Source organism: Stagnihabitans tardus (assembly GCF_009925085.1).
Taxonomy (GTDB): Bacteria; Pseudomonadota; Alphaproteobacteria; order Rhodobacterales; family Rhodobacteraceae; genus Stagnihabitans; species Stagnihabitans tardus.
On sequence record NZ_JAABNR010000027.1, the window covers coordinates 26,554 to 38,030 of the forward strand.

Here is an 11,477-nt window from a genome sequence, read left to right on the forward strand (position 1 = left end):
TGGCGACCGTGGCGCTGGTGGTGATCTTTGCGCTCACCGCCTATGTGATCTGGGGGTGAGGGATGGAGCAGGACCGCAGCGACCTTCCCGAGGCCCTCGCCAACCAACTCGCACCGGACGAGACCGTCTTCTGGTGGGCAATCGGCGTCCGGCGGGTCAATCCATTCCTTCTGGCGGTTTTTCCGCTTTGCGCTGTCTTCTTTACCGTCCAATTGTCCTATGACCCGCCCTCCCTCGGCGGTGCCGTCCGTTTTGCGTTTTCAGAAGGTGTCGTGGCGGGACTTCTTACCCTTCTCCTGGTCGGTGCGGCTGGCCTCTTGGTCCTGGCTGTCGTTGCCTTGGGGATCGCGGTGCTCGTCGCGCTGTTGTCCAACTTGTGGAAGCCGCCGGTTCCGCTTGTTTATGCGATCACTTCGCAACGGGCGATGTCCCTTCGGACTGTCACCTCGAAGCTGCTGACGCAAACCCAGATCAAGGGAAGCCACCTGAAGATCAAAAGGCTCGGCCTGGCAATTGAGCCAACTTATCCAAGTTTCACGAGCCGTTTTCGGCTTCGCCCGACCTTCTTTGCAAAACTCTCTGAACAAGAGCGTCAGGATGCCATCCAAGCCGCCCTCAAAGCCGGGATAACGATATGACCCTCCACTTCACCAATGCCCTGCTGATCGACCCCGAGGGCGGGGAGCATCTCTCTTCCCTCACCATCGAGGGCGAAACCATCACCGCCATCGGCGGGGATGCCCCCGCAGGTGCCACCCTCATCGACGCCGGGGGGCATTGCCTCGCCCCGGGGATCGTTGACTGGGGCGTCAAGATTGGCGAGCCGGGGGAGCGGCACCGGGAGTCTTTCCGCTCGGCGGGGTTGGCGGCGGCGGCGGGGGGGGTCACCACGATCATCGCCAGGCCCGATACCAAGCCAGCCATCGATACGCCGGAGACCTTGGAGTTCGTCACAAGGCGCGCGGCGGAGTCGGTGGTGCGCATCCGGCATATGGCGGCGCTGACCAAGGGGCGGGAGGGGCAGGAGATGACGGAGATCGGCTTCCTTCTGGATGCCGGTGCCATTGCCTTTACCGATGTCTTCCATGTCTCGACCCAGACCAAGGCCCTGGCCCGGGCGATGACCTATGCACGCTCGCTGGGGGCCCTGATCGTGGGCCACCCGCAGGAGCCCGGGCTGTCGGCGGGGGCTGCGGCGACGCATGGCAAGTTTGCCTCGCTTTACGGCCTGCCTTCCGTCTCTCCCATGGCCGAGAAGATCGGGCTCGACCGTGACCTCGGGCTGATCGAGATGACCGGGGCGCGCTATCACTTCGACCAGATCACCGTGGCGGCGAGCCTCCCGGCGCTGGAGCGGGCGAAGAAGACCTTGGATGTCACGGCGGGGGTCTCGATCCACCACCTGACGCTGAACGAATATGATGTCGGCGACTACCGGACCTTCTTCAAGATGACGCCGCCTCTGCGGTCCGAAGATGACCGGATGGCGATGATCGAGGCGGTGGCGGAGGGGGTGATCGACGTGATCGCCTCTTTCCACACGCCCGCGGACGAGGAATCGAAACGCCTGCCCTATGAAGAGGCGGCCAGCGGGGCGGTGGGCCTGCAAACCCTGCTTCCGGCGGCTTTGCGGCTGGTCCATGGCGGGCATATGAGCCTGTCCCAGCTCTGGCGGGCGCTGTCGCTGAACCCCGCGCAGCGCTTGGGCCTGCCGCAGGGGCGGCTGAAGGTGGGGGCTCCGGCCGACCTGGTGCTTTTCGACCCCCACGCGCCCTTCGTGCTGGATCGCTTCAAACTGGCTTCGAAATCCAAGAACACACCCTTTGACGGCGCGCGGATGGAGGGTAAGGTTCTGGGCACCTGGGTGGCCGGGCAAAAGGTGCACTGACATGCCGACGATCGAAACCTCTCAGCCGCTGCTGATCGCCGTTGCGGTCCTGGCCTATCTCCTGGGCTCGGTGCCCTTTGGCATCGTGATCACAAGGGCCCTGGGCCTTGGCGACCTGCGCAAGATCGGATCGGGGAACATTGGCGCGACCAATGTGCTGCGGACGGGGAACAAGGGGGCGGCTTTGGCCACCCTGCTGCTGGACGCAGGAAAAGGCGGCATCGCGGTGGCCCTGGCGCGGATGGTGGCCCATGAGGATGCGGCGCAGCTGGCCGCCCTGGCCTCGTTCCTGGGGCATCTCTTCCCGATCTGGCTGGGGTTCAAGGGCGGCAAGGGCGTGGCGACCTTCCTCGGCACGGTCCTGGTGCTGGACTGGCGCGTCGGCCTGGTGTGCTGCGCGACCTGGGCCCTGACGGCGGCCATCACCCGGATCTCTTCGCTCTCGGCCCTCGTGGCTGCGGCGCTCTCCAGCCTGTGGCTCGTGGTCTTCAACCAGGGGCACATGATCCTGCTGACCGTGCTGCTGACCGTGCTGATCTATTGGAAGCATTGGCCGAACCTGGAGCGGATCAAGGCGGGAACCGAGCCGAAGATCGGCCGCAAACAGGCCTAGGCCCGCGTCAGGGAAGTTCATGCGTATCTTGCTTGCAGATGACCAGGAGCTTGTCCGAGGCGCCATCGCGGCCTTTCTGACGCAGGAGCCCGATTTCGTGGTCGAGACCGCCCATGACCTTGAGGCGGCCCTGGACCTGTTGCGCAGCGCGGCGCCCTTCGACCTGGTCCTGCTGGATTACATGATGCCGGGGATGAACCGCCTGGGCGGGCTTCAGGCGGTCAAGGCCCTGGCGCCGCGTGTCCCGGTCGCCATCCTCTCGGGCGTTGCCCCCCATGTCGTGGCCGAACAGGCCGTTGCGGCGGGGGCGGCGGGCTTCCTGCCCAAGACCATGTCGACGCGCTCGCTTCTGGCCGCCGTGCGCTTCATGGCCGCCGGAGAGACCTATCTGCCGCTGACGCTGACCACGCAAAGGGACAGCGCGCTTCAGGAGCTGGGCTCGGCGCAGTTGACGCCGCGCGAGATGGATGTGCTGAAACGGCTGACCCAGGGCCTTGCCAACAAGGAAATCGCCCGCGAACTTGGCCTGCAAGAGGTGACGGTGAAGCTGCATGTGAAGACGCTTTACCGCAAGATCGGCGCGAAGAACCGCACCCAGGCGGCGCTTTTGGCGCGCGAGGCGGGGCTGGAGTGACCTATCCTTCGGGATAGGCTCCTATCCGTCATCGTCAAGCTTTGGTTTGCACATCCATGTTAGGTTTCGCCGTCAGTGTGAAACCGGTATCCGAGGTTGTCATGAAGAGTTTCCTGCGCGCCATGTGCGGTGGCGCTTTGATTTTGTCCCTTTCCCTCTCGGCGCGGGCCGAAGAGGTCGCAGCCCCCAAGGGAGAGGTGCTGCTGACGCTGAGCGGTTCTCTTGAACAGACCAATGTCGATGGCACGTTGCAGCTTGACCAGGCCATGCTGGAGGCCCTGCCGCAGACCGAGTTCACGACCTCGACCACCTGGACCAGCGGGACGCCGACCTTCAAGGGCGTGCTGCTGAAAGACCTGATCGCGGCGGTGGGGGCCAAGGGGGGCACGGTCACGCTCCAGGCGGTGAATGACTATGCCGTGACCATGCCCCTGGCCGATGTCGGGCCCGAGGCGCCGCTTCTGGCCTTCCTGATGGATGGGGAAACCATGTCGCTGCGCGACAAGGGGCCGATCTGGATGGTTTATCCTTACGATTCGAATGAAAAATTCAGGACGGAAGAAACCTATTCGCGCTCAATATGGCAACTGACGCAGATCATTTTCGCCGATTAGGACCAGGAGCCGCATGGCAGGTCAGTCGCAAGCTTTTGCAGGCATGGCCAGGGCCGTTCGCGCGGTCCTGGTCGTCGTCGTGCTTTTGTCGCTGGGCCTGCTGATCCTTTTGGGTCTGCGCATCGGCGAAAGCCTGTCAGAGCTGCGGAGCGAGGCGAACGACAACCTGCATTGGAACCTCTCGCAGCTTGAGGTCGACCTCGTCCGGCTTGGAGAGGAGATGCGGGTCAATGCGATCCAGAAGGATGGCTCGCTGAAAGAGCTGCGCAAGCGCTATGACCTGTTTTACAGCCGGGCGCAAAATGCGGTGGGCGGAAAGGGATATTCCGCCCCCGGCCTGCGCGAGTTGCCCCAGACCTTTGCCGCCCTCCTGGGCGCCTATCTCGCGCGGGAGACACCGCTGATCGACGGGCCGGATGCCACGCTGCGCGAGAACCTGCCCGCGATGGTCGACCGGCTTGGCACGCTGCGCGACAGCCTGCGCAAGGTCTCGATCGAAATGGTCGATGCCCTGGCCGAGGTCGGCGACGAAAAGCGTGAGGCTTTGTCGGGGCTTATCCGCCAGATGACCCTGGCGACCGGGGCGACGATCTTTCTCTTGGCGGCCCTGCTTGCCGTGGTCGCCTGGCTGAACAAGGTCGCCGCGCGGGAACAAAGGCTCAGCGACCAGGTCTCGCGCCGCCTGGCCGCGACGATCGACAGCGCGCTGGATGCCATCATCGTCTCGGACGACGAGGGGCGGATCATCCAGTACAGCCCCTCGGCGGAACGGACCTTCGGCTATTCGCGGGCCGAGGCGCTGGGCCGCGACCTTGCCACCTTGATCATCCCCGCCTCGCTGCGCGAGGCCCATGCCGCCGGAATGGCGCGGATGCGGCAGACCGGCAAGTTCAAGATGGTCAACAACGGGCGCATCCAGTTGTCGGCGCTGCATCGTTCGGGCCGCGAATTCCCGGTGGAGCTTGCGATTTCTTCGGCCGAGGGCGACCAGGGCCGCATCATGATCGCCTTTCTGCGCGACATTTCCGACCGGCTGGCGGCCGAGACCGAGCTGACCTCGACCCGCGACAAGGCCCTGGCGGCGGGCCGCGCCAAGACCGAGTTCATCGCGGTCATGAGCCACGAGATGCGCACGCCCCTGAATGGCGTCATCGCCTCATTGGAGCTGGCCTCGGGCATGGCGACCGATCCGGAGCTGCGGCGCTTCATCGGCCTGGCGCAGGATTCGGCGCAATTGCTGCTGCGCCATGCCAATGACGTGCTGGATGTGACGCGGCTGGAAAGCGGCGGGCTGCAACTGACCACCGAGGATTTCGACATCGAGGCCCATCTGTCGGGCCTGGTCGAAACCTTCCGCCCGATCTGCGACGAGAAGCGAATCAGCCTGCGTTACGCCATGACGGGCGAGCGTCCGATGCTGCAGGGCGACCCCTTCCGCCTGGGTCAGATCGTGCGGAATTTTCTGTCGAATGCGATCAAGTTCACCAATATCGGCGGCGTGACGGTCGAGGCCGAGGTCAGCGAACAGCGCGGCTCCTCCCGCGTGATCGAGATCCGCGTGACCGACACCGGCCCCGGGATCCCCTATGCCGACCAGTCGCGCATCTTCGAGGATTTCGTGATGCTCGACCCCTCTTTCGGCCGGACCGGAGAGGGGGCGGGTCTGGGCCTGTCGATCTGCCGCCGCCTGGCCGTGGCCATGGGTGGCGAGATCGGGGTCGAAAGCACGCCGGGCGAGGGGAGCTGCTTCTGGCTGCGCATCCCCTTTGCCCTGGGCCGCAAGAGCCCCACCGCTCCCGTGACCGAAGACCGCGCCCCCATGGCCGCGATGGATGTGCTGGTGGTCGAGGACAATGCCACCAACCGCGCCGTGCTGGGCGAGCTTCTGCGCCGCCTGGGCCAGCAGGTGACCTTTGCCTTCGACGGCGAAAAGGGCGCGGCGGCGGCGGCGGCGCATCGCTATGACGTGATCCTGATGGATGTCTCGATGCCGGTGATGGATGGCCTGACCGCGACGCGGCTGATCCGCAAGTCCGGCGCCAGCAAGAACAGCCGCATCGTCGCCGTCACCGCCCATTCCATGCCCGAGGACCTGGAGCGCATCCGCGCCTCGGGCATGGATGACATTCTGACCAAGCCGATCTCCAGCGGCAACCTGATCCGCGTTCTGTCGGGGACTGCGCTTCTGATGGCCAAGCCGGCCGATGGGCTTCTGGACGATGACCGCATCGCAGAACTGCGCCTGGCCTTGGGCGCCGATGGGCTGGAACGTCTTGCCGTCAAGTTCCTCGGCGACGGGGGCGACCTGATTGCCCGCCTCTCCCGCGAGGAGACCCTGGCCTCGGAGGCGCTTTCGGCGCTGTGCCACGAGGCGGCGGGGCTGGCCTCGGTCCTGGGCGCGGCCAAGCTGCGCAGCCTCTGCGCCAAGGCCGAGGACCTCTGCCGATCGGGCCGGGCCGAAGAGGCGCGGCACATGCTGCGCCACGACCTGGAGCCGCTCTGGAAAGAGACCGCCCTGACGGTGAAATCCCTGCTTCAGGCCTGAGCCATGAAGGCATCGACCGCGGCCACTTGCGCCTCGGTCAGCCGCAGGCCCAGCTTGGAGCGCCGCCAGACCACATCCGCCGCCGTCCGGGCGAATTCATGGGTCATCAGCCAGCGCAGCTCGGCCTCGGTCAGGGTGGCGCCGAAATCGCGGCCCATGTCGTCGCGCTTGGCCCCGACGATCTTCGCCGCATCCGTGCCATAGGCCCGCACCAGCCGCCGCGCCCAGGCGTCATGCAGCCAGGAGCGGTCCTTTTGCAGCGCGGTGACCAGGTCGGCCACCTTGTCATGCGGGAAATCGCCGCCCGGCAGCGGCACCCGGGCCGTCCAATCGCCCTTGGCCGCCGGGAAGAAGGGCAAGAGCTTGGCCAAGGCCGCCTCGGCCAGCCGCCGATGGGTGGTGATCTTGCCGCCAAAGACGTTCAAGAGCGGCGCGCCGCCCTGGTCCAGCGACAGCACATATTCCCGCGTCGCCGCCGTGGCCGACTTCGCCCCGTCGTCATAAAGCGGCCGCACCCCGGCATAGGTCCAGACCACATCCTCAGCCGTCACGGGTTTGGCGAAATACTGGCTGGCGAAGTTCAGCAGGTAGTCGCGCTCTTCGTCCGTGCAGCGCACGTCCTGGCCCGGCTGATGGTCCTTGTCCGTCGTGCCGATCAGGGTGAAATCCTGCTCATAGGGGATCGCAAAGATGATCCGCCCATCCGTGCCTTGGAAGAAATAGCACTTGTCGTGGTCGAAAAGCCGCTTGGTCACGATATGCGACCCGCGCACCAGCCGCACCCCCTCGGAGGAGTTGATGCGGGTGACGTTGCGGATGATGTCCTCGACCCAGGGGCCCCCGGCATTGACCAGGGCCCGGGCGAGGAAGCTGCCCGCCTCGGTCTCGATCCGCCAATGGCCCGCCTCGCGCGTGGCCGAGGTGACGCGGGTCCGGGTCAGGACCTGGGCCCCGCGCTGGACGGCGTCGCGGGCGGTCAGGGCGACGAGGCGCGAATCCTCGACCCAGCAGTCGGAATATTCATAGGCCCGGGCAAAGCGCGGCTGCAACGCCGCCCCCGCCGGGTCACGCTTCAGGTTCAGGCGGCGCGTGCCGGGCAGGATCTTGCGCCCGCCCAGGTGGTCATAAAGGAACAGCCCCAGCCGGATCATCCAATCCGGCCGCCGGCCCTTCATCCAGGGCATGATCCGCGCCAGGAGCTTGCCCGCCGGGGTCGTGCCCTCGAACCGCATGTCGGAGGACAGGGGCAAAACGAAGCGCATCGGCCAGGAGATATGGGGCATGGCGACCAGCAGGGTCTCGCGCTCTTCCAGGGCCTCGCGGACCAGGCGGAATTCGAAGAATTCCAGGTAGCGCAGCCCGCCGTGGAAGAGTTTGGTCGAAGAGGAAGAGGTCGCCTGCGCCAGGTCGCCCTGTTCGGCCAGCATCACCGAAAGCCCGCGCCCGACCGCATCCCGCGCAATCGCCGTGCCGTTGATGCCGCCACCGATGATGAAAAGGTCGATCATGCCTGCCTCCTGCGCTGCCGCCAGATGCGCGAAAGAGGCGCCGTCGGTCAACAGGAATTTCGTTTCATATTCGATTTTTTTCGCAACGAACATCTGGCGCGGGGGGCGAAGCCGTGCCAGAAAGGCGGAATGACCCATCCGCGCCAGTCCTCGATCCTTGAACTTGCCCGAACCGAAGGCCGCGTCAGCGTCGAAGACCTGGCCCAGCGCTTTGGCGTGACGCTGCAAACCATCCGCCGCGACCTGTCAGAGATGGCCGACGCGGGGCTTCTGGACCGCGTCCATGGCGGGGCCGTCGCGCGGATGGGGGTGGTGAACATCGGCTATGACCAGCGCCGCCGGATGAACGAGGGCGCCAAGCAGGCCGTCGCCCGCGCCTGTGCCGCGATGATCCCCGAGAATTGCAGCCTGATCCTGAACATCGGGACCACGACCGAGGCCGTCGCGCGCGAGCTCTTGGGCCACCGCAACATCACGGTGATCACCAACAACATGAACGTGGCCAATATCCTCCTGGCCAATCCCGGCTGCGAGGTGATGCTGGCGGGCGGCAGCCTGAGGCGGGCGGATGGCGGGCTGGTGGGCGAGTTGACGGCGGGTTTCTTCGCGCAGTTCAAGGTCGATATCGCGGTGATCGGCTGTTCGGCGCTGGACGCCGATGGCGACATGCTGGACTTCGACCTGGCCGAGGTCCGGGTCTCGCAGGCCATCCTGCAACGCAGCCGCCAGGCCTTCCTGGTGGCGGATGCGTCCAAGTTTCAGCGCACGGCGCCCGGGTTGATCGGGTCGCTCTCGCAGATCGACCGGGTCTTTACCGACCGCCCCTTGCCGGGCGATCTCGCGGCGCGCTGCGAGGGTTGGGAGACCGCGGTGACCCTGGCTTAATACCACATATCCGGCATGGCGGCCTTTTTGCGCGCCATGAAATCCTTCAGCGCGTCATCCGTGGCCACATCCATCGGCGGAGCCTCGAACTCGGCCAGGGTCTTTTTCCAGCGCTGGTTGGCGCGTTGGGCGGAGTCGAGCCCGCCCTGCTCCGACCAGGTTTCAAAGGGCCGGTCGTCGTTGATCTCGCTGTCCCAATAGGCGGTCTCGTAGTGGCGCAGCGTGTGCTGGGTCGAAAACAGGTGCTGGCCCGGGCCAAGTTCCGCCAGGGCCTCGAAGGCCAGGGCGTCGTCGTCCACCGCCATCCCGTCCATATAGGCATGCAGCGCGCCGCACATATCGGTGTCCAGCACATGCTTTTCATAGGACATCGACAGAAGCCCATCGAGGAAGCCGGCCGAATGGAGCACATAATTCGCCCCGCCCTGGATGGCCGACATCATCGACATCATGGATTGCTGCATCGCCTGGCCGTCCGGCAGTTTCGAGGTCGCGAAGTTCCCCGCGCAGCGCAAGGGCATGTTCAGCCGTCGCGCCAGTTGCCCCATGGCCAGGGACCCAATCGCAGGCTCCGGCGTGCCGAAGGTGGGCGAGCCGGTGCGCAGCGACATCGAGGAGAAGAACGAGGCCAGGATCGTCGGTGCCCCCGGCCGGGTCAGCTGGGCGATGGCACAGCTGGCCATCGACTCCGCCAGGCCCTGGGCCACCATGCCCGCGATGGTCAGGGGCGCCACGGCGCCTCCCAGAAGAAACGGCAGATGGATCGACCCCTGGTTCGCCGCCGCATAGGTCCGGATGCCCGAGGCGGTGACTCCGTCGATCACCAGGGGCGAGGTCGTGTTGAAGTTCCCCATGATGACGCAATTCTGGTCGACGAACTCCGCGCCAAAGACGACGCGGGCCATCTCGATGCTGTCGGCCGCGCGTTCGGGCGCGGTGATCGAGCCCAGAAAGCCGCGATCCGAATAGCGCAGATGGGCATAGACCATGTCCAGGTGCCGCTTGTTGACCGGCACATCGGTCGGCTCGCAGACCGTCCCGCCCGAATGGTGCAGCCAGGGCGAGGCCTGGGAGAGCTTCACGAAGTTCCGGAAATCCTCGATGGTGCCGTAGCGGCGGCCCTTGTCCAGGTCCATCACGAAGGGTGACCCATAAGAGGGCGCAAAGACCACGTTCTTGCCGCCGATCAGGACATTGGCGGCGGGGTTACGGGCGTGCTGGGTGAAGACCGGCGGCGCGGTCTTCAGGATCTCGCGCAGCATCCCCGGGGGAAACTTGACCCGCCAGACGCGGTCAGACTGCGCGGTGACCTCGGCGCCTGCCTTGCGATAGAGCTCCATCGTCGGGATATCGTCGCGCAGCTCGATGCCGATCTCGGCCAGGATGCGGTCGGCGGTTGCCTCGATCCGTGTCAGGCTCTCGTCCGAGAGGATGTCATAGGTCGGAATCCCCCGCACGATATAGGGCCGGTGGATGGCCTGAGAGCCCGAACGCGCCTCGCGCCGCTGGGTCCGACCGCCGCGCGCACGCTTGGGTTCCACGATATCCGCCATTGGGGCCTCCTGATAAGCTTTCCGCAGGATAGGGAGGTCTGCGCGCCCTGTAACGCTGGAAAATTCTTTCGAAGTTGATAAGCTGGAATTATGGAAACCCTGCGCCGCCTCGTGCCCTCCCTGGGCAGCCTGACCGTCTTTGAAGCTGCGGGGCGGCTGCAAAGCTTCTCCGCCGCCGCGCGGGAGCTGGGGATGACCCAGGCTGCCGTCTCTTACGCCGTGGCGCGGCTGGAGGCGCAGCTCGGCCATGCGCTTTTCCTGCGCGAATACCGCCGGGTGCGCCTGTCAGAGGCAGGCGCGCGCTTCCATGCCGATGTGACGATCGGGCTTTCCCATATCCAGCGCTCGGCCCAAAGCCTGCGTGCCTCGGCAAGCGGGAGCCATGTGACGCTGGCCTGCTCCACCGCCTTTGCCGCCTATTGGATGGTGCCGCGGATGGAGTCCTTTCGCGCCGCCCTGCCCGAGGTCGACCTGCGCATCCAGACCGCCGACCGCGACCTGGACCTTGTGGGCGAGGGGATTCCGTTGGGCGTGCGCGGCGGCATGGCAGGCGATTGGCCGCAGTATCAGGCGGCCCCCCTGGCGCCGGAAGAGATCTTTCCGGTCTGCGGCGCAAGCTATGCGGCGCGCCATCAGGCGCCGACGGTCGAAGGCTTGCTCAGCCACCAGCTGATCCACCTGGAAGAGCCCTTCCGCCAGGCCGCGACCTGGGGGGATTGGTTCCAGGCGGCCGGCGTGGCGCGGCGGCGGGTGCCGCAGGGCCTGTCGATCAACGATTACGTGCTGGTGATCCAGGCGGTGATCGAGGGCCAAGGCGTGGCGCTCGGCTGGCGCCACCTGGTCGAGGCCCTGGTGGCCAAGGGCGTCCTGGTGCGGCTGACCGACCATGCGCTGGTGACGGGCAAGAGCTTCCACGTCATCTGGCCGCGCGATCAGGTGATGAGCGGCGCGGCCCTGGCCGTGCGGGACTGGCTTTTGGCGCAGGCTCCGGTGGGAGCCCCAGGGGGCGCTGCCCCCTGACCCCCGGGATATTTTTGGACCAATGAAGGGGGGGGCGGTTTTCTATGGGGGCCAGCTGGCCTTCAAATCCGATACAAGACAAGGCCGTCTTTAGGTTCAGGACTCATTGAGTTTCAGAGCCAGAAGATGACAGTTGCGGCGAGTGCGATGGCCGAGAGGTAGACCTTGGGACATCTGTCGTAGCGGGTTGCGATCCTGCGCCAGTCCTTGAGGCGGC

At 65.9% G+C, this 11,477-nt stretch carries 10 protein-coding genes and 1 pseudogene; 8 read left to right on the top strand and 3 right to left on the bottom strand.

Features of this window, described 5'->3' with window-relative positions; genetic code table 11:
* Positions 1–62 precede the first annotated feature (62 nt).
* The 6 genes from GV832_RS18785 (at position 63) to GV832_RS18810 (ending at position 6,294) form a co-directional block, all read left to right on the top strand.
* A complete protein-coding gene (locus GV832_RS18785; protein WP_168776424.1) occupies positions 63–638 on the top strand; it encodes a hypothetical protein in 576 nt (191 codons plus the stop codon).
* Positions 635–1,888 carry a dihydroorotase gene (pyrC, locus tag GV832_RS18790; protein ID WP_168776425.1) on the top strand — a complete coding sequence of 418 codons (1,254 nt, stop codon included), beginning with the start codon at positions 635–637 and terminating at the stop codon, positions 1,886–1,888. The genes GV832_RS18785 and pyrC overlap by 4 nt, the downstream gene beginning before the upstream one ends.
* A 1-nt stretch (position 1,889) precedes the next feature.
* The gene (plsY, locus tag GV832_RS18795; RefSeq protein ID WP_168776426.1) at positions 1,890–2,501 is read left to right on the top strand and encodes a glycerol-3-phosphate 1-O-acyltransferase PlsY; all 612 of its coding nucleotides are present in this window, start codon (positions 1,890–1,892) and stop codon (positions 2,499–2,501) included.
* Between the two features lie 19 nt (positions 2,502–2,520).
* The gene (locus GV832_RS18800; protein ID WP_168776427.1) at positions 2,521–3,135 is read left to right on the top strand and encodes a response regulator transcription factor; all 615 of its coding nucleotides are present in this window, start codon (positions 2,521–2,523) and stop codon (positions 3,133–3,135) included.
* A gap of 101 nt (positions 3,136–3,236) precedes the next feature.
* Entirely contained in the window at positions 3,237–3,749 is a 513-nt protein-coding gene (locus GV832_RS18805; protein WP_168776428.1) for a putative pterin-binding protein, read from the top strand.
* Between the two features lie 43 nt (positions 3,750–3,792).
* A complete protein-coding gene (locus tag GV832_RS18810) occupies positions 3,793–6,294 on the top strand; it encodes an ATP-binding protein (RefSeq protein WP_168776429.1) in 2,502 nt (833 codons plus the stop codon).
* Here the strand turns inward: GV832_RS18810 and glpD are convergent.
* Positions 6,285–7,802, bottom strand: a complete 1,518-nt coding sequence (glpD, locus tag GV832_RS18815; protein ID WP_168776430.1) for a glycerol-3-phosphate dehydrogenase — start codon at positions 7,800–7,802, stop codon at positions 6,285–6,287. The genes GV832_RS18810 and glpD overlap by 10 nt on opposite strands.
* A gap of 129 nt (positions 7,803–7,931) precedes the next feature.
* On the opposite strand from glpD, the gene GV832_RS18820 reads away from it, so the two are divergent.
* Positions 7,932–8,687 carry a DeoR/GlpR family DNA-binding transcription regulator gene (locus GV832_RS18820; protein ID WP_168776431.1) on the top strand — a complete coding sequence of 252 codons (756 nt, stop codon included), beginning with the start codon at positions 7,932–7,934 and terminating at the stop codon, positions 8,685–8,687.
* Here the strand turns inward: GV832_RS18820 and GV832_RS18825 are convergent.
* Positions 8,684–10,240 (bottom strand): trimethylamine methyltransferase family protein, encoded by a 1,557-nt coding sequence (locus tag GV832_RS18825; protein ID WP_168776432.1) that lies wholly within the window; start codon positions 10,238–10,240, stop codon positions 8,684–8,686. The genes GV832_RS18820 and GV832_RS18825 overlap by 4 nt on opposite strands.
* 90 nt (positions 10,241–10,330) lie before the next feature.
* Here GV832_RS18825 and GV832_RS18830 point away from each other — a divergent pair, with 90 nt between their 5' ends.
* Positions 10,331–11,260 (top strand): LysR substrate-binding domain-containing protein, encoded by a 930-nt coding sequence (locus GV832_RS18830; protein WP_168776433.1) that lies wholly within the window; start codon positions 10,331–10,333, stop codon positions 11,258–11,260.
* A gap of 113 nt (positions 11,261–11,373) precedes the next feature.
* Here the strand turns inward: GV832_RS18830 and GV832_RS18835 are convergent.
* Positions 11,374–11,477: pseudogene (locus GV832_RS18835) on the bottom strand (IS5/IS1182 family transposase); the annotation flags it as partial.